Raw genomic sequence first — 17,385 nt, forward strand, 5'->3', positions numbered from 1 at the left:
ACATTACGCCTGATGACCCGAACTGAAACGGGGTTCGACGGCACGGTTTGGATCATTTTCCGATGAAGCCGCAACCACCGCTCCCCGCGCGGGAGCTGCGAGGACCCGCCCGGTGCACGCCAGCACCAGCAGCGAGACGGCCCCCGCCGCCCCCGGCACCGCGAAGCCCCACAGCGCCCCGCCGTGCTCCACGACGGGCCCCGCGAGGCCGGTCCCCACCGACGCACCCACGGTGAACGTCGTCACCAGCCACGAGAACGCCTCCGTCACCGTCCCCCGCGGCGCGTGCACGTCGACGAGCACGAACGCACAGGCGATGCACGGCGCGAGGAAGACACCCGCGAGGACCGTGAGCAGCACCATGGCCACCGCACCCGGCATCAGCAGCAACGGCAGGTAGCAGACCGCCAGCAGGGCCACCAGCACGCGCAGCCGCCGCGCTGGCTCACCGGTCCACCGCCGCGCCCCGTAGACCGCTCCCCCGACCAGCGCACCGAGCCCCAGGGCGGCCATCAGCCACCCGTACACGGCGTCGCCCCCGTGCTCGTCGGCGTACGGCACCGAGGCGACCGTGATCGACCCGAGCGCCATCCCGATGAACAGGAAGGCCCCCAGCAGCGCCAGCAGCCCGCCCGAACGCAGCGCGCCCAGCCAGTGCGCCTCCCGCGGCGCCGACCGCCACGCCCGCGAGGGCGGCGACACGACCACGGACAGCGCGCCCAGCACCCCGACAGCGTTCAGCACGAGCAGCGCGGCCTGCGGTGACCACAGCGACACGCACACCGTCACCAGCAGCGGCCCGACGGTGAACATGACCTCCTGCGCCACGGCGTCCATCGCGTACGCCGTGTGCACCTGGTCCTCCTCACCCAGCACACTCGGCCACAGCGCCCGCAGCCCGCCCTCCAGCGGCGGCGTGAACAACCCGGCCGCCGCCACCGCCCCGTACGCCAGCACGGCCGTCCCGGTGCCCGCGAACGCGAACACGGCCATCGCCAGCGCCGACAGCACCGCGGCCGGCAACTGCACCCGCGGCTGCCCGTGCAGGTCCACCAGCCGCCCCAGCACCGGCTGCCCCACGGCGTTGGCGACGCCGTACACCGCCGCCAGCGCCCCCGCGAGGCTGTACGAACCGCCCTCGGCCCGCACGAACAGCACGATCGCGATCGCCGCCGTCGCGTTCGGCAACCGCCCGACCAGCGTGCCGACGAGCAGCCGCACGGCGTGCCGCGCCCGGAGGATGTCCAGATACCCGGCGACCACGACGCACCTCCTTGTCCTCGCTCCAGCAAGTGTTACGTATAACTGCCGTCGCCATACGTACCATGTCGCCAGTTCAGCAGTCCAGACGAAAGCGCAGGCGAACGGTGGCACGAGGCAGCACCCGCCCCACGAGCCGGGACGTCGCCCAGGCCGCCGGCGTCTCCCAGGCAGCCGTCTCCCTGGTCCTCGGCGACAAATGGCGCGGCCGCGTCTCCGAACCGACCGCCCAGCGGGTCCGCGACGCCGCACAGGAACTCGGCTACCGCCCCAATCTGGCCGCACGCAACCTGCGTCTCGGCCGCACCCGCACCGTCCTGCTGGTCGTCCCCGCCCTCACCACGGAGTTCTTCGCGGAGGTGTACACCGGCGCCGCACGCGTCGCCGCCGCGCACGGCTTCGGCGTGGTCCTCTACCCCTCACCCGAAGGCGTCGGCCCCGCCCGGGACCCCTTCGCCTCCGCCCAGGCCGCCCTGGACGGCGTCATCGCCTCTTCCATGGCCGCCGACGCCCTCACCGCCATCCGGGGCGACCAACTCCCCCTCGTCATGCTCGACAGCGACCCCGAGGGCAGCCTGGGCGCCGCCACGGTCAACCTCGACATCGCCGACGGCATCCGCCAGGTCACCGAGCACCTGCTGACCCTGGGCCACCGCCGCTTCCTCCACCTCGCGGCCGACATCCCGTCCTGGACCTTCGAGGTACGCGCCCGCGAACTGGCCTCGCGGCTCGCCGACGCCCCCGGCACCGACCTGCGCACGATCCGGGCCCCCATCTCGATCGAGGGCGCCCTCAGGGCCACCGAGGCCGCCCTCGCCGCGCCCGGGCCCCGGCCCACGGCGCTGGTCTGCGACGACGACAAGCTCGCGGTCGGCGCCTACAAGGCCATCCGGCGCGCCGGACTCCGCGTCCCCGACGACCTGTCCGTCACCGGCCTGGACGACCTCGGCCTCGCCACCGCCATCGACCCCGAACTCACCACCGTCCGCCTCGACGCGGAGGCCTTCGGCGAACGGGGCATGCGCGCACTGCTGGCGGTACTGGAAGGCAGGCCCCCCGAGGAGGGGGACCTGCCGGTCAGCCTGGTGGTACGGGGGTCTACGGCCCCGCCGCGATGAGGTGAGGGTGAGGTGAGCGCCTACTCCTCGTCCGACCCGGAGTCGGCCTCGTCCGTCTCAGGCGTCTTGCTGACGTCGGCACCCGCACCCGACTCCAGCAGCCGCGACAGCTGGCCGCCCACGATGCGCTTGAACTTGCGCTTCTGCGGACGCGTCCGGTCCAGCACCGCGACCTCCAGCCGCTCCGCCGGAATCTCCCGCTCACTCCCGTTGGTGTCACGCGACAGCGCCTGCACCGCCAGCTTCAGCGCCTCGGCCAGCGTCATACCGTCCCGGTGCCGCTGGTCCAGATAACCGCTGATCTGCTCCGCGTTGCCCCCGACCGCCACCGAGCCGTGCTCGTCGACGATCGAACCGTCGTGCGGCAGCCGGTAGATCTGATCACTGTCCGGACTGTCACCGACCTCCGCGACGACCAACTCCACCTCGTACGGCTTCTCGGCCTGACTGGAGAAGATCGTGCCCAGCGTCTGCGCGTACACGTTCGCCAGACCGCGCGCCGTCACGTCGTCACGGTCGTAGGTGTAACCCCGCAGGTCGGCATAGCGCACGCCGCCGATCCGCAGATTCTCGTACTCGTTGTACTTACCGGCGGCCGCGAAGCCGATCCGGTCGTAGATCTCGCTGAACTTGTGCAGCGCACGGGACGGATTCTCACCCACGAACACGATGCCGTCGGCATACTGCAGCACGACCAGGCTGCGACCACGGGCGATGCCCTTGCGGGCGTACTCCGCCCGGTCGGCCATCGCCTGCTGAGGAGATACATAGAACGGCGTCGACACCGGTTATCCGTCCCTTCCTGTCGAAATCACTGGACCACCTGACAACGAAGACCCGCGCCCGCTACAGCAGCGCGGCCCGCGGGCCGTCGGGCTGCTGGAGCCGGGCCTGCAGCACCGAGCCGGCCAGCTCCGCGGCCTCGTCCTCACTGAGCCGGCGGAAACCGTCCTCGGTGATCACAGTGATGATCGGATAGATCCGGCGGGCGACATCGGGACCACCGGTCGCCGAGTCGTCGTCGGCCGCGTCGTACAGCGCCTGCACCACGAGGGTCGTGGCCTGCTCCTCGGTCAGGTCGTCACGGAACAGCTTCTTCATCGCACCGCGCGCGAAGACCGAGCCCGACCCCGTGGTCGCGTAGTTCCGCTCCTCGGACCGGCCACCCGTCACGTCGTACGAGAAGATACGGCCCCTGCCCCGGTCCACGTCGTACCCGGCGAACAGCGGCACCACGGCCAGCCCCTGCATCGCCATGCCCAGGTTGGACCGGATCATCGTCGACAGGCGGTTCGCCTTGCCCTCCAGGGACAGCTGGGCGCCCTCGACCTTCTCGAAGTGCTCCAGCTCCAGCTGGAACAGCTTCACCATCTCCACGGCCAGACCCGCCGTGCCGGCGATGCCCACCGCCGAGTACTCGTCGGCCGGGAAGACCTTCTCGATGTCCCGCTGGGCGATCATGTTGCCCATGGTGGCCCGCCGGTCACCGGCGAGGACGACGCCCCCGGGGAACGTGACCGCCACGATCGTGGTGCCGTGCGGTGCCTCGATGACGCCCTGCACCGGCGGCAGCTGCCGGTTGCCCGGGAGCATCTCCGGCTGATGCTCACCGAGGAAGTCCATGAAAGAAGAGGACCCGGGCGTCAGGAAGGCAGCTGGTAGACGCCCGGTGCTACGAGTGTTGGCTTCCACGCGATTCCTTCCACGTAAGCGGCAGCCCGCCTTATGGCATCGGGCCGGTCCTTGAACTGCCCCAGCGCAGCGTTGCAGCTGAAGCACAGTACGCCACGGACCCTACCCGTCTCGTGGCAGTGATCCACATGCGCGGCGGGGGCGGCAAGACATATACAGCAGACGCCGCCCTGGTCGGCGATCAACTGGTCCCGCTCCGCCTCGGTGAGGCCGTAGTGGCGCTTCAGGTGCCCTTCCCGCCCCTGGATGGCCCGGCATGCCTTGCAGCGGGTCGACAGGCCGTCGGAAGCGCTCCCGTTGCGGTGCCACTCACTGTGCGGCTTGACTTCACCGCAGGTCCGACAGAGCTTGTGCCCCGCTGGAACGTCGACCTTCTCCCGGACAGTCAGCCCCATGGCCTCGCGGCGGCGCCGGTAATGCGCGGCGCTGTATTCCGCCACACACTCCCGACACCGCACTTGGAGGCCGTCACCGCGGTTTTTGTCCCGGGCGAACCCGGACACGGGCAGATCGCGCATGCATCCCGTGCACCGCTTCTCGCCCGATTGCCCAACCACCCCAATATCCCCCGTTACCTTCACTTCGAAGGGAGAGTCGCCGTTGGGCCTTTACTGTCCGCCCTTTTGCACGAAACTCCGCACGAAATCCTCGGCATTTTCCTCGAGTACGTCGTCGATTTCGTCCAGGACGGAGTCCACGTCGTCGCTCAGCTTTTCCTGGCGTTCCTTGAGGTCCTCCGATGCCTGCGCGTCCTGCGCCTGCTCCTCGACCTCCTCGGTGGACCGCGTGGCCTTCTGCTGCCCGCCGCCGGTGTCCTTGGTCGCCATAACCCTCACCCCGCTCGGTTCGCCCGACACAGTTGCTCGGTCAAGATCAGACCCTACAAGCCGGGTCCGACATCGGCCCCGCGTTTCTCCAACGAACGGGGGCCATCTCGATGGTTCCCGGACCGGGTGGGTTTCCACCCTGTCCGGCGGTCTCCTCCGTGTACCCGCTCCGGTCCCTCACCCGCCGGACAGGACCCTGACCAGGTCGTCCGCGGTGCGGCAGCGGTCCAGGAGCTCCTTGACGTGATTACGCGTTCCGCGAAGCGGTTCCAGGGTTGGCACCCGCTGGAGCGAGTCCCGGCCCGGCAGATCGAAGATCACCGAGTCCCAGGAGGCCGCCGCGACGTCGTCCGCGTACTGCTCCAGACAGCGCCCGCGGAAGTAGGCCCTGGTGTCCTCCGGCGGCTTCGTACGGGCCCGCTCGACCTCGTTCTCGTCCAGCAGGCGCTTGATGCGGCCGCGGTCCACCAGGCGGTTGTAGAGGCCCTTGTCGGGCCGTACGTCGGCGTACTGGAGGTCGACGAGGTGCAGCCGGGGGGCGTCCCAGTCGACGTTGTCGCGGCGGCGGTAGCCCTCCATCAGCTCCCGCTTGGCGACCCAGTCCAGCTCACCGGCCAGGCTCATCGGGTCGTTCTCGAGCCGGTTGAGGGTGTCCTCCCAGCGGCCGAGGACGTCCTTGGTCTGGTCGTCGGCGTCGGCGCCGTACCGCTCCTCGACGTATTTGCGGGCCAGCTCGTAGTACTCCATCTGGAGCTGCACGGCGGTCAGTGTGCGGCCGCTGCGCAGCGTGACGAGGTGTTTGAGCGTGGGGTCGTGCGAGACCTGGTGGAGGGTCCGTACCGGCTGGTCCACGGCCAGGTCGACGGCGATGAAGCCGTCCTCGATCATGGACAGGACCAGGGCCGTCGTGCCCAGTTTCAGGTAGGTCGAGATCTCCGACAGGTTCGCGTCGCCGATGATGACGTGCAGTCGGCGCCATTTCTCGGCGTCGGCGTGCGGTTCGTCGCGGGTGTTGATGATGGGGCGCTTCAGCGTCGTCTCCAGGCCGACCTCGACCTCGAAGTAGTCGGCGCGCTGGCTGAGCTGGAAGCCGTGTTCGTGACCGTCCTGGCCGATGCCGACGCGGCCGGCGCCGGTGAAGACCTGGCGGGAGACGAAGAAGGGCGTCAGGTGGCGCACGATGTCCGAGAAAGCGGTTTCCCGCTTCATCAGGTAGTTCTCGTGCGTGCCGTAGGAGGCGCCCTTGTTGTCGGTGTTGTTCTTGTAGAGGTGGATGGGCTGGGCGCCGGGGAGCTGGGCCGCGCGTTCGGCGGCCTCGGCCATGATGCGTTCGCCGGCCTTGTCCCACAGGACCGCGTCGCGCGGGTTGGTGACTTCCGGAGCGCTGTATTCGGGGTGGGCGTGGTCGACGTAGAGCCGTGCTCCGTTGGTGAGGATGACGTTGGCGAGGCCGATGTCCTCGTCGGTGAGCTGGCTGGAGTCGGCGGCCTCGCGGGCGAGGTCGAAGCCTCGCGCGTCCCGGAGCGGGTTCTCCTCCTCGAAGTCCCAGCGGGCCCGGCGGGCCCGGTGCATCGCCGCCGCGTAGGCGTTGACGATCTGGGACGAGGTGAGCATGGCATTGGCGTTCGGGTGGCCGGGGACGGAGATCCCGTACTCCGTCTCGATGCCCATTACTCGCCGTACGGTCATGCGGCCCTCCTTGCCCGGCAGCGCCCGTAGTGGGCGCCGCTCAAGTACCGCTGGCGCTCCGATGCGTGTGCGGTGCCCGTCCCCGCACTGCGCGACTCGGCGGTATGGAAGAGCCTAGAACGCCTTTGCGCTGGCGGGGAGATCATTTGCGTCATTGCCTTGCTCCAGCCGGGGCTCCGGAAAACAGTCGGCTGCGGGTACCCGGTGTGGGCACCCGCAGCCGCCCCGCCTTTTACAGGTACTGACCGGTGTTTGCCACCGTGTCGATGGAGCGTCCGGTGTCCGCGCCCTGCTTTCCGGTGACGAGCGTACGGATGTACACGATCCGTTCGCCCTTCTTTCCGGAGATGCGGGCCCAGTCGTCGGGGTTGGTGGTGTTGGGCAGGTCTTCGTTCTCCTTGAACTCGTCCACGCAGGCCTGGAGGAGGTGGGAGACGCGGAGGCCCTTCTGGTTCTTGTCGAGGAAGTCCTTGATCGCCATCTTCTTGGCGCGGCCCACGATGTTCTCGATCATGGCGCCGGAATTGAAGTCCTTGAAATAGAGGACTTCCTTGTCGCCGTTGGCATAGGTGACTTCCAGGAAGCGGTTCTCCTCGGATTCGGCGTACATGTGTTCCACCGCCGTCTGGATCATGCTCTGGACGGTGGCCGCCTTGTCCTTCTCGTGCTCCGCGAGGTCGTCGGAGTGGAGGGGGAGGCGTTCGGTGAGGTACTTGCCGAAGATGTCCTTGGCCGCTTCGGCGTCCGGACGTTCGATCTTGATCTTCACGTCGAGCCGGCCGGGCCGCAGGATGGCGGGGTCGATCATGTCCTCGCGGTTGGAGGCGCCGATGACGACCACGTTCTGCAGGCCCTCCACGCCGTCGATCTCGGCGAGCAGCTGCGGGACGATGGTGTTCTCCACGTCCGAGCTGACGCCGGAGCCGCGGGTGCGGAAGAGGGATTCCATCTCGTCGAAGAAGACGATGACGGGGGTGCCCTCGCTGGCCTTCTCACGGGCTCGCTGGAAGACCAGGCGGATCTGCCGCTCGGTCTCGCCGACGTACTTGTTGAGGAGCTCGGGTCCCTTGATGTTGAGGAAGAAGCTCTTGCCGGCGGCCTGGCCGGTGACCTCGGCGACCTTCTTGGCCAGCGAGTTGGCGACGGCCTTGGCGATGAGCGTCTTGCCGCATCCGGGGGGCCCGTAGAGCAGGACGCCCTTGGGCGGACGCAGCTCGTGCTCCCGGAACAGGTCGGGGTAGAGATAGGGGAGCTCGACCGCGTCGCGGATGGCTTCGATCTGTCCGCCGAGGCCACCGATCTGCTCGTAGCCGATGTCGGGGACCTCTTCGAGGACGAGTTCTTCGACCTCGCTCTTGGGGACGACCTCGTAGACATAGCCGGAGCGGGGTTCGAGCAGGAGGGCGTCGCCGGGGCGGATGGTGAGGCCGCGCAGGGGTTCGGCGAGCCTTACCACTCTTTCCTCGTCGGTGTGGCCGAGTACCAGGGCGCGCTCGCCGTCCTCGAGGATCTCCTTGAGGGTGACGATGTCGCCGACGCTCTCGTACTCCATGGCCTCGACCACGTTGAGTGCTTCGTTGAGCATCACTTCCTGGCCGCGCCGGAGCTCGTCGAGCTCGACGCTCGGGCTGACGTTCACCCTGAGTTTGCGGCCGCCGGTGAAGATGTCGGCGGTGCCGTCCTCGTTGGCCTGTAGGAAGACACCGAAGCCGGCGGGCGGCTGGGCCAGCCGGTCGACCTCTTCCTTGAGGGCCACGATCTGGTCGCGGGCCTCGCGGAGTGTTCCGGCGAGTCGCTCGTTCTGGGCGGACACGCCGGCCAGGTTGGTCTGCAGTTCGACGATCCGCTCTTCGAGAATTCTCGTGTGTCGCGGAGATTCGGCGAGCTTGCGTCGCAGGACGGCGATCTCCTGCTCAAGGTAGGCCACCTGCCCGGCCGGGTCCTCGGACCCGCGTCCCGGGCGGATGCCGCGGTTCATGTCGTCGTCGTGGGCTGCCACGGTCCTCACCTCCTCCAAGGGGAGCTGGACGCTTCCAGACCCTACCTGGGTGGGTGTCGATTGAAACCCCTAGATCACAAAGACTGTCGGGGTGTGTCCGATCTTCACCCTTGCGCTCTCCCTCACGCCAGGGGAATACCCACGGAACGTGGAGGGAACCCCGGCGGGGGTAGGGTCGAAGTGTTCAACACCCGTCAGAGCTGGCCGGATTCCCGAACGGCTCGACGCAGGAAACGGCAGGAGAGATGAGCGTGCAGCAGGAGGCCGGAGTCGACGGCGAGGCTCTGGAGGTCTGGATCGACCAGGACCTGTGTACCGGCGACGGCATCTGCGCGCAGTACGCGCCCGAGGTGTTCGAGCTGGACATCGATGGTCTGGCCTATGTGAAGGGCGCGGACGACGAGCTGCTGCAGGCCCCGGGGGCGACAACGCCCGTGCCGCTGACGCTTCTCACGGATGTGGTGGACTCCGCCAAGGAGTGTCCGGGTGAGTGCATCCACGTGCGTCGCGTTTCGGACAGGGCCGAGGTGTACGGCCCGGACTCACAGTGACCAAAATGTGACTTGATGCGTACGCTCCGTGACCGTTGTCTGGTGCGTCACATCGTTGGTACCGGGCCGCCGGTCACACGGTGCGTGCCTGCGACGGCGTGTCGCTGACGAACGCGCCGTTCTTCCACTGCCACTTCACGTCGTCCGTGACGTCGGGGCAGCAACTGGGCACGTCGGCCGACGAGTAGCCGAGAAGGGTGGCGCGGACGACGCCGTCGCGCACCGCGAGTTCGGTGGCCGTACGGCGCTCCTTGGGGTCCACGAGGGTGGCGACGACGTGGGGCTTGCCGCCGTCGGTGTCCCGGGTGATGACGTACACGCCGTCGGGCGGGGTGCCCATGGGGGCGTCGCAGTGCACGACGGCCACCGTTTCGGGGCGGCCGTCGCCGTCGAGGTCGCCGGAGGCCTTCTTCTGCACCACGGCCTTGACCGGGCCGCATTCCAGGGGGAAGGCCACGGTGGCGGGGTCGGGCGGCGCGATGTGGGCCGGTGCGCTCTTGGGGCCGGGGGCCGTGGCTCCGTCGCCGCTCTGGGCCGCCGTCGCGGCGTCGGGCTGGAGGACCGAGGACAGGGCGACCACCGCGGCGACGGCCGTGGCGGTGGCGACCCAGTGGATCGGCCGGGTGTGCGTGTGCGAGAGGTCCGGAACGGCGGGGTGCTGCACGAGGAGTGTCTCCTGTGAGGGCTGTGCCGGTGGGGGTGGCCAGCATCGTGCCACACGTCACAGTGCGGGGGAACGGCGGGGTGGGTACTCGTTCCGATTCCCGTGCGGGCGCGCGTCCCGTCGGGTGGTCGCCGTCAACGCGTCGACGCCGTGGTGGAGTTCCGGCAGTGTCCCGGAACTCCACCACGGCGTCTGTGCGTTGTACGCGGCACGGGCCGCCTCAGCGGCCGGAGCCTCCGCCGGCGTTGGGGCCGTCGTAGTCCTCGCCGTAGGCGCCCTTGGCGGGGCGGCGGCGGCGCATGGGCGGCTCGACGCCGTCGGCGAGGCGGCGGGCGGTGAGCAGGAAGCCGGTGTGGCCGATCATCCGGTGGTCGGGGCGGACGGCGAGGCCCTCCACGTGCCAGTTGCGGATCATCGTCTCCCAGGAGGTCGGCTCGTTGAAGCAGCCGATCTCGCGGATGGACTCGACGGTCCGGGCGAGCTGGGTGGTGGTGGCCACGTAGCAGCACAGGATGCCGCCGGGCACGAGTGCCTTCTTGACGACGTCCAGGCACTCCCACGGGGCGAGCATGTCGAGGATGACGCGGTCGACGTCGGTGTCGGACAGGTTGTCCTGGAGGTCGCCGACGGTGAGCTGCCAGGCGGGGTGCGGGCCGCCGAAGTAGCGCTGCACGTTCTGCTGGGCGATCTCGGCGAAGTCCTCGCGGCGCTCGTAGGAGTGCAGCATGCCCTGGTCGCCGATGGCGCGCAGCAGGAAGCTGCTGAGGGAGCCGGAGCCCACGCCGGCCTCCACGACGCGTGCGCCGGGGAAGATGTCGGCGAAGGCGAGGATCTGCCCCGCGTCCTTCGGGTAGACGACGGCTGCCCCGCGGGGCATGGACAGGACGTAGTCGGGGAGCAGGGGGCGCAGCGCGAGGTAGGCGACGTTCCCGGTGGTGCGGACGACGCTGCCCTCGGGAGCACCGATCAGTTCGTCGTGGGGGAAGGAACCCTTGTGGGTGTGGAAGTTCTTCCCGGCCTCGAGCGTGAACGTGTAGTGGCGGCCCTTGGGGTCGGTCAGCTGAACCTGGTCCCCGACCTTGAAGGGCCCGCGCCTGCGGGCGGCACCGGTCGGTTCGGACATGTGACCAGCCTACCGGTCCCGCGCGGGGCCGCCGACCACCGCTGTGGGAGGGCGGGGGTCAGGAGGGGCGGGCCATGGCCTTGACGAAGGCGCGCTCCACGTCGGCGGCGGACAGGACGCCGTAGATCTCGCCGGTCTCCTCGACGACGAGGTACTCGCTGGCGGGGTTGGCGCGCAGGGCGTCCAGGAGTTCCTCGCCGGACAGCTCGGCGGAGACGCGCATGCCGTCGGTGAGGTCCTGGGCGAGGGTGCTGACCGCGACCCAGGGGCGGCGGTGCTCGGGTACGCCGACGATGGCGGCCTCGCGGACCAGGGAGGCGGGGGTGCCGTCGGCGTCGACGACGACCAGGGCGCGGGCTCCGGAGGCGTTGGCGCGGCGCAGGGCCTCGGAGAGGGGGGTGTCGGCCTGGACGGGGACGGCGCGCCGGGTGAGGGCGCGGGCGCGCAGTTCGGGCAGGTGTTCGCGCAGGCGGGCCATGCGGAGGCTGTTTCCGGCGCCGGTCCAGATGATCGCGGCGAGGATGGCGGCGAGCAGGGCGTCCATGACGGTGTCCATGCCGACGTCGCTCGCGGCGTCGCTGCCGAGTGACTGGGTGAGCAGCGGCAGGCCGATCAGTACGGCGATGGCGAGGGCGCGGCCGACCCAGGCGGCGGCGATGGTTCCGCTCATCGGTTTGCCGGTGAGCTTCCAGACGACGGCGCGGAGCATGCGTCCGCCGTCGAGGGGGAGGCCGGGCAGCAGGTTGAAGACGGCCACGATGAGGTTGGAGACCATCAGGCCGGCCAGCAGCACCCCGGCGACGCTGTCCGGCTCCACGGGCAGCAGGGCGGCGTAGAAGACGCCGGAGAGGACGAGGGAGAGCAGGGGGCCGACGAAGGCCAGCACGAATTCGCGGCCGGGGGTCTCGGCCTCCTTCTCGATCTCGGAGACGCCGCCGAAGAACTGGAGCTGGATGCGGCGGACGGGGAGCTTGAAGCGGAGGGCGGCGACGGTGTGGGCGAGTTCGTGGACGAGGACGGAGGCGTAGAAGGCGACGGCGAAGAAGAGGGAGACCAGGTAGCGGGCGGCGCCCAGCTCGGGCAGGACGCGGTCGAGCTGGCCGCCGAACACCCAGGTGATGAGGATGGCGACGAGGAACCAGCTGGGGGCGACGTACACGGGCACGCCGAAGGGGCGGCCCATCAGCAGCCCGCCCCCGGGTTCCGGTCGGCGCTGCGGGGGCCGTCCCGGCCCGCCCGTGTGGTCGGTGTGGGCCTCGGTGCGGTGGCGTGGGGAGCCGGTGTGGTGAGCGGCGTGCCGGGGGCCGACGGCCGGTTCCGAGGGCTCGGGGTGTCCGGGGGGTCCCGGCTCGCGGTCGCTGTCCGACGGCGGATTCGGCCGGGGGCTCGTGTCGCGCTCGCCGGGGGTGACGGGGGTCTCGCCGGGGGTCTCCCCCGGCGTGGGAGGCGCGGGTGTCTGCGGTCCCGGCGGATGGGGTTCCGGCGTGTGGGGTTCCGGCGTGTGGGGTCCCGGCGTCTCGGGTCCGGGTGTATCGCTGCCTCGCGTCTCGGGGCCCGTGGCCGCCGGGCCGGTGGGTTCCCTTGGTGCGGGGTCGGTGGGACCGGCGGCCGGGGCCGTGGGATGTGCCTGGGGCTCGGCCGACTCGTCGTTGCCGGACCGCGGCTGCCCGCTCCCGCCGCTCACGTCCACGGTGTCCCCTCGTTCGAAGCGTCTCCCGCCTGCCGGTCGGGAGGGTCTCGTGTCGATGGTATGCGTCCCTTGCCGCCCGTTCCGCTCCGGCACCCCTCTGCTTCCCCTCCGTCACACGGGTCACGCCTGCGGGCTGGGTCGCTGTCGGTGGCCGGCCGTAAGGTCGGTGGCTATGGAGACGAGTACCGAGGATGTCGCGGAGGGGGCCGGCGGCCCGGCCCGACCGCCGACGGCAGTGGGGGACCAGGCGGACGCGGCGGTGGAGGCGGTGGGCCCGACGGCCGCGGCCCCTTCGCCCGCGCCCGTGTCGATACCGCCCACCTCGCTCTCGCCCTCCCGGGCCGGCGACTTCATGCAGTGCCCGCTGCTGTACCGGTTCCGGGTCATCGACCGGCTGCCGGAGAAGCCCAGCGAGGCGGCGACCAGGGGCACCCTGGTGCACGCGGTGCTGGAGCGGCTCTTCGACGCCCCGGCGGCCGAGCGCACGGCGCCGAGGGCGAAGGCGCTGGTCCCCGGCCAGTGGGACAGGCTGCGGGAGAGCAGGCCGGAGGTCGGAGAGCTGTTCGCCGACGACCCGGAGGGCGAGCGGCTGGCGCAGTGGCTCGGCGAGGCGGAGCGGCTGGTCGAGCGCTGGTTCACCCTGGAGGACCCGAGTCGGCTGGAGCCCGCCGAGCGGGAGCTGTTCGTCGAGGCCGAGCTGGACTCCGGGCTGCGGCTGCGCGGCATCATCGACCGGGTCGACGTGGCCCCCACCGGCGAGGTGCGGATCGTCGACTACAAGACGGGCAAGGCGCCCCGGCCGCAGTACGCCGAGGGCGCGCTGTTCCAGATGAAGTTCTACGCGCTGGTGGTGTGGCGGCTGAAGAAGGTCGTCCCGCGGCGGCTGCAGCTGGTCTATCTCGGCAGCGGTGACGTGCTGACGTACGACCCGGTCCTGTCCGACCTGGAGCGGGTCGAGCGCAAGCTGCTGGCGCTGTGGGAGGCGATCCGGCTGGCGACCGAGACGGGTGACTGGCGGCCGCGTCCCACCAAGCTGTGCGGCTGGTGCGACCACCAGGCGCACTGTCCGGAGTTCGGCGGTACTCCCCCGCCCTACCCGCTGCCGGTGAGGGCGGCCGACTCCGGCGTCGTCGAGCAGGGCAGAATGGGGCCGGACTAGCGAGAAGGAGACTTACGTGGCCATCCGCGTCCTACTGGTCGACGACCAGCCGCTGCTGCGCACGGGCTTCCGGATGATTCTGGAGGCGGAGCAGGACCTCGCGGTCGTCGGCGAGGCCGGAGACGGCCTCCAGGCGCTCGACCAGGTGCGGGCGCTGCAGCCCGATGTGGTGCTGATGGACATCCGCATGCCGCGGATGGACGGAGTGGAGGCGACCCGGCAGATCACCGGGCCCGAGCGGGACGGCCCGGCGAAGGTGCTGGTGCTGACCACGTTCGACCTCGACGAGTACGTGGTCGAGGCGCTGAAGGCGGGTGCCAGCGGTTTCCTGCTCAAGGACGCCCCGGCCAACGAGCTGGTGCAGGCGATCCGGGTGGTGGCGAACGGCGAGGCGATGCTCGCGCCGAGCATCACCCGGCGGCTGCTCGACAAGTACGCCACGCATCTGCCCTCCGGGGACGAGCCGGTGCCGGACACCCTGCACACGCTCACGGACCGCGAGGTCGAGGTGCTGAAGCTGGTGGCCCGCGGGCTGTCCAACGCGGAGATCGCCGCGGACCTGTTCGTCAGCGAGACGACCGTCAAGACCCATGTGGGGCATGTGCTGACCAAGCTGGGCCTGCGGGACCGGGTGCAGGCCGCGGTGTACGCGTACGAGAGCGGTCTGGTGCGTCCGGGCGCGCAGTAGCCGCCCCTGGCAGCGCGTGCTCGACCCGGCGGGCGCACCAGCGGACAGGCTCTGACACGAAGGGCGCCCTTCTCCGACCGGAGGAGGGCGCCCTTCGCGCTGGTGCGGTGCCGGCGTCAGCCGCTCACGCCCCGGCCCAGCTCCCAGAGCTGGAGCGAGGAGGAGGAGTTGAGGAGGTAGGCGGTGCCGGTGACGTCGTCGCGGGTGGCGACGTACTGCTTGCCCTGCCAGAGCGGGATCAGCGGGACGTCCTTGGCGGTGATGTCCTGGATCTCGGTGAGGCTGTCCACCGCGGAGAGCCGGTCGGCCTCGCCGCGGGAGGCGGGGATCAGGTCGTTGATGATCTGCGGGTTGGCGTACGGGATGTTGAGGGTGTTGCCCTTGTCGAGGAACGGCGCGACGAAGCTGTCGGCGTCCGGGAAGTCGGGGAACCAGCCCATGCCGAAGACGTCGTACTCCCGGTTCCGCTCCGCCTTGTGGAACTTCTCCCAGGGCGTGCCCTTGATGTCGACGTCGAACAGACCGCTGTCGTTCAGCTGCTTCTGGAGGTGCTCGAACTCCGGCTTGGTCGCTGCGCCGTAGTGGTCCGTCGTGTAGTGCAGCGTGAGCTTGACCGGCGTGGTGACGTTCGCGTCCTCCAGCATCGCCTTCGCCTTGGCGACGCTGGGGTCGCCGTACTTGTTGAAGAACGAGTTGGAGTGGCCGGTGATGCCGGCCGGAACCATCGAGTACAGCGGTTCGGCCTGGGACCCGTAGACCGCGGAGACGAGTTCGCTGCGGTTGATGAGCTGGGCCATGGCGGCGCGGACGGCCTTGTCCTTGACCGTGGCGGCGTCCGTGTTGAAGGCGAGGTAGCGGATCTCGAGACCGGCCACCTCGACCAGGTCGACGTCGCCGTCCGTGGCCTTGGACAGGTTCTGGATCTGTTCCGGCGTCATCGCGCGGGTCATCACGTCGATGTCGCCCTTGTCGATGGCGTCGCCCATGGCCTCGGCGTCGGCGAAGGACACGAGTTCGACCTTGTCGTTGTTCACCTTGAGGCTCCCCTTGTAGGTGGGGTTCTTGGTGAACACGGCCTTGGTCATCCGGTCGCCCTTGACCTCGGCCTTCATCGTGTACGGGCCCGAGCCGGTCAGCTCGAAGCCGTCGCGCAGCTTGTCCTTCCCGTAGTCGTTCGGGTTGACGATGCCCGCGACCGGCGTCGACAGCTTGAACGGGAAGGTGGCGTCGGCGGTGTTGAGGTGGAAGATGACCTCGCGGTCGCCCTTCGTCTCGACGGTGTCGACCGTGGAGAGGATGGAGGCCACCTCGGTGTCGGCGTTGATCTTCCGGACGCGCTCGATGGAGTACTTGACGTCCTCGGCGGTGACGGGGTCGCCGTTGGCGAACTCCAGGCCGTCTCGCAGGGTGCACGCGTAGCGCTCGTTGCCGGTGTCGGTGAATCCGCACTGCTGGGCGGCCTCGGGCACGGGTTCGCCGTCACCGCGGGGCAGCACCATCAGCGTCTGCGAGGTCTGGCGCATGATGTTCCAGGCGCCGACGTCGTAGGCGTACGCCGGGTCGAAGGGCGCGGTGATCTCTTTCGAGACGTTGAACCCGTCCGTGGTGCCGACGGCGATCGCGTCCCCGTCGCCGCTGCCGCTGTCCGATCCGCCGCAGGCGGCGAGCACCGGCGCGAGCAGGCCGACGACGGCCGGCAGCACCAAAGTCTTGCGGTTCATGCTCGAGTTTCTCCAGAGCTGTCGGTCCGTGTATCCGGCATGCAGGGGTGTCGCGGCGGATCACGGGGGTAGTGGCCGATGTTCTCGCGACGAGATTAGTCCGCGCCCGCACGGGCGCTCGCAGCCACCGGAGTTGAGGGCTCATCACGGAGCGAAACCGGGTGTGGACACACCGAAAACCCGACAGGGGAAGGATTCGTGCAGGCTTTCACCAATCAGGACACAAGGGCTCCTCGACAACGTTCGCCAGGCCTGGAGCAGCACACCCCCGCACCCCTGTCGACCCCTGGCGACGTGGCGAACATCACAGTCTGACTTCGGCCGCTGCTGCCGGAATTCGGCCATGCGCGGCGGCGGGAATGGACGGTGAACAACCGTCACGTCACACCGGACGGCCCTTCCCCGAATTGCCGCGCAGGCGCCGCCGCACGCTTGGTGAACGCCTAACGCATTTGTGTCATCAGACCGCGCAGAAATGTCAGGTCGACCTCTTCGAGGGAGGCGACCACCGTGCGCCGGGCGGCCGGGGTGATGGGTGCGACCGAGGGCACCGCCACGACGTGGCAGCCGGCGGCCTCCGCGGCGGCGACCCCGGTCGCGGTGTCCTCGACGACGGCGCACCGGACCGGGTCCACGCCGAGTCCGGCCGCGGCCGCCAGGTACGGGTCGGGGTGGGGCTTGGTGCGCGGCACCTCGTCACCGGCGACGGTGAGGGCGAAGTGCTGGGGGCCGAGCGACTTCAGGACGCGGTCGATGATGCGCCGGTGCGAGGCGGAGACCAGGGCCGTGGGGATCTCGTGCGCGGACAGTTCCGTGAGCAGTCGGGCGGCGCCGGGCATGAGTGGCAGGTCGCGGCCGATGCGCTGCTCGAAGCCGTCGTTGAGCAGGACACTGAGTTCGGCGAGGGTGATGTCGGCGCCGGTGGCCTCGATCAGGAAGCCCGCGCTGCGGGTCATGGGGCCACCGACCACGACGTGGCGCCAGGAGTCGTCGAGGGTGTGGCCGAGGGAGGCGAAGACCTCCGTCTCGACGTCCCACCAGAAGCCCTCGGTGTCCACCAGGGTGCCGTCCATGTCGAGGAGCACGGCCTGGAGGGCGGAGCCTTCGGCCGTACGGGTTCCGAGCGCGGGGACCGTACTGGTCATCCACGTACCTCCTTGAAGGGACGATCAGGCCGGTTCCCACGAAGGGAACCGGCCTGCGG

At 69.9% G+C, this 17,385-nt stretch carries 16 protein-coding genes; 4 read left to right on the top strand and 12 right to left on the bottom strand.

Annotated features, from left to right (window positions below):
• Positions 1 to 3: 3 nt before the first annotated feature.
• The gene (locus ACGH52_RS08680) at positions 4 to 1,263 is read right to left on the bottom strand and encodes an MFS transporter (protein WP_059299660.1); all 1,260 of its coding nucleotides are present in this window, start codon (positions 1,261 to 1,263) and stop codon (positions 4 to 6) included.
• A 104-nt stretch (positions 1,264 to 1,367) separates the two neighbouring features.
• Between ACGH52_RS08680 and ACGH52_RS08685 the strand changes: the two genes are divergently transcribed.
• Entirely contained in the window at positions 1,368 to 2,378 is a 1,011-nt protein-coding gene (locus ACGH52_RS08685) for a LacI family DNA-binding transcriptional regulator (RefSeq protein ID WP_399938464.1), read from the top strand.
• Positions 2,379 to 2,398: 20 nt separating this feature from the next.
• Here ACGH52_RS08685 and prcA read toward each other — a convergent pair whose 3' ends face one another.
• The 6 genes from prcA to arc form a co-directional block, all read right to left on the bottom strand.
• Positions 2,399 to 3,163, bottom strand: a complete 765-nt coding sequence (gene prcA / locus ACGH52_RS08690) for a proteasome subunit alpha (protein ID WP_076973582.1) — start codon at positions 3,161 to 3,163, stop codon at positions 2,399 to 2,401.
• A 61-nt stretch (positions 3,164 to 3,224) separates the two neighbouring features.
• The gene (prcB, locus tag ACGH52_RS08695) at positions 3,225 to 4,070 is read right to left on the bottom strand and encodes a proteasome subunit beta (RefSeq protein WP_059299663.1); all 846 of its coding nucleotides are present in this window, start codon (positions 4,068 to 4,070) and stop codon (positions 3,225 to 3,227) included.
• A complete protein-coding gene (locus ACGH52_RS08700; RefSeq protein WP_210976740.1) occupies positions 4,022 to 4,588 on the bottom strand; it encodes an endonuclease VII domain-containing protein in 567 nt (188 codons plus the stop codon). The genes prcB and ACGH52_RS08700 overlap by 49 nt, the downstream gene beginning before the upstream one ends.
• 90 nt (positions 4,589 to 4,678) lie before the next feature.
• Entirely contained in the window at positions 4,679 to 4,897 is a 219-nt protein-coding gene (locus ACGH52_RS08705) for a ubiquitin-like protein Pup (protein WP_016325855.1), read from the bottom strand.
• Positions 4,898 to 5,074: 177 nt separating this feature from the next.
• Complete coding sequence (gene dop, locus ACGH52_RS08710; protein ID WP_343234728.1) at positions 5,075 to 6,586, bottom strand: depupylase/deamidase Dop; 1,512 nt, start codon at positions 6,584 to 6,586, stop codon at positions 5,075 to 5,077.
• Positions 6,587 to 6,818: 232 nt separating this feature from the next.
• Complete coding sequence (gene arc / locus ACGH52_RS08715; RefSeq protein WP_059299666.1) at positions 6,819 to 8,585, bottom strand: proteasome ATPase; 1,767 nt, start codon at positions 8,583 to 8,585, stop codon at positions 6,819 to 6,821.
• 245 nt (positions 8,586 to 8,830) lie between these two features.
• On the opposite strand from arc, the gene ACGH52_RS08720 reads away from it, so the two are divergent.
• Positions 8,831 to 9,136 carry a ferredoxin gene (locus ACGH52_RS08720; RefSeq protein ID WP_059299667.1) on the top strand — a complete coding sequence of 102 codons (306 nt, stop codon included), beginning with the start codon at positions 8,831 to 8,833 and terminating at the stop codon, positions 9,134 to 9,136.
• 73 nt (positions 9,137 to 9,209) lie between these two features.
• Here the strand turns inward: ACGH52_RS08720 and ACGH52_RS08725 are convergent, their stop codons facing one another.
• The 3 genes from ACGH52_RS08725 to ACGH52_RS08735 all read right to left on the bottom strand — a co-directional run bounded on the left by ACGH52_RS08725 (position 9,210) and on the right by ACGH52_RS08735 (position 12,613).
• Positions 9,210 to 9,800 (bottom strand): hypothetical protein, encoded by a 591-nt coding sequence (locus tag ACGH52_RS08725; RefSeq protein WP_399938468.1) that lies wholly within the window; start codon positions 9,798 to 9,800, stop codon positions 9,210 to 9,212.
• A gap of 220 nt (positions 9,801 to 10,020) precedes the next feature.
• The gene (locus tag ACGH52_RS08730; RefSeq protein WP_007447851.1) at positions 10,021 to 10,923 is read right to left on the bottom strand and encodes a tRNA (adenine-N1)-methyltransferase; all 903 of its coding nucleotides are present in this window, start codon (positions 10,921 to 10,923) and stop codon (positions 10,021 to 10,023) included.
• 58 nt (positions 10,924 to 10,981) lie between these two features.
• Complete coding sequence (locus tag ACGH52_RS08735; RefSeq protein ID WP_399938470.1) at positions 10,982 to 12,613, bottom strand: site-2 protease family protein; 1,632 nt, start codon at positions 12,611 to 12,613, stop codon at positions 10,982 to 10,984.
• A 172-nt stretch (positions 12,614 to 12,785) separates the two neighbouring features.
• On the opposite strand from ACGH52_RS08735, the gene ACGH52_RS08740 reads away from it, so the two are divergent.
• Complete coding sequence (locus tag ACGH52_RS08740) at positions 12,786 to 13,772, top strand: RecB family exonuclease (RefSeq protein WP_399938472.1); 987 nt, start codon at positions 12,786 to 12,788, stop codon at positions 13,770 to 13,772.
• A 16-nt stretch (positions 13,773 to 13,788) separates the two neighbouring features.
• On the top strand, positions 13,789 to 14,460 hold the full coding sequence (locus ACGH52_RS08745) for a response regulator transcription factor (protein ID WP_003977171.1): 672 nt from the start codon (positions 13,789 to 13,791) through the stop codon (positions 14,458 to 14,460).
• Between the two features lie 116 nt (positions 14,461 to 14,576).
• On the opposite strand, the gene ACGH52_RS08750 is transcribed toward ACGH52_RS08745, so the two are convergent.
• Together ACGH52_RS08750 and ACGH52_RS08755 are read right to left on the bottom strand one after the other, a co-directional pair.
• The gene (locus ACGH52_RS08750) at positions 14,577 to 16,181 is read right to left on the bottom strand and encodes an ABC transporter substrate-binding protein (protein WP_121701873.1); all 1,605 of its coding nucleotides are present in this window, start codon (positions 16,179 to 16,181) and stop codon (positions 14,577 to 14,579) included.
• A 443-nt stretch (positions 16,182 to 16,624) separates the two neighbouring features.
• A complete protein-coding gene (locus ACGH52_RS08755) occupies positions 16,625 to 17,326 on the bottom strand; it encodes an HAD family phosphatase (protein ID WP_121701875.1) in 702 nt (233 codons plus the stop codon).
• Between the last annotated feature and the right edge of the window lie 59 nt (positions 17,327 to 17,385).

Source organism: Streptomyces sp. BBFR25, assembly GCF_044590125.1.
Taxonomy (GTDB): domain Bacteria; phylum Actinomycetota; class Actinomycetes; order Streptomycetales; family Streptomycetaceae; genus Streptomyces; species Streptomyces canus_D.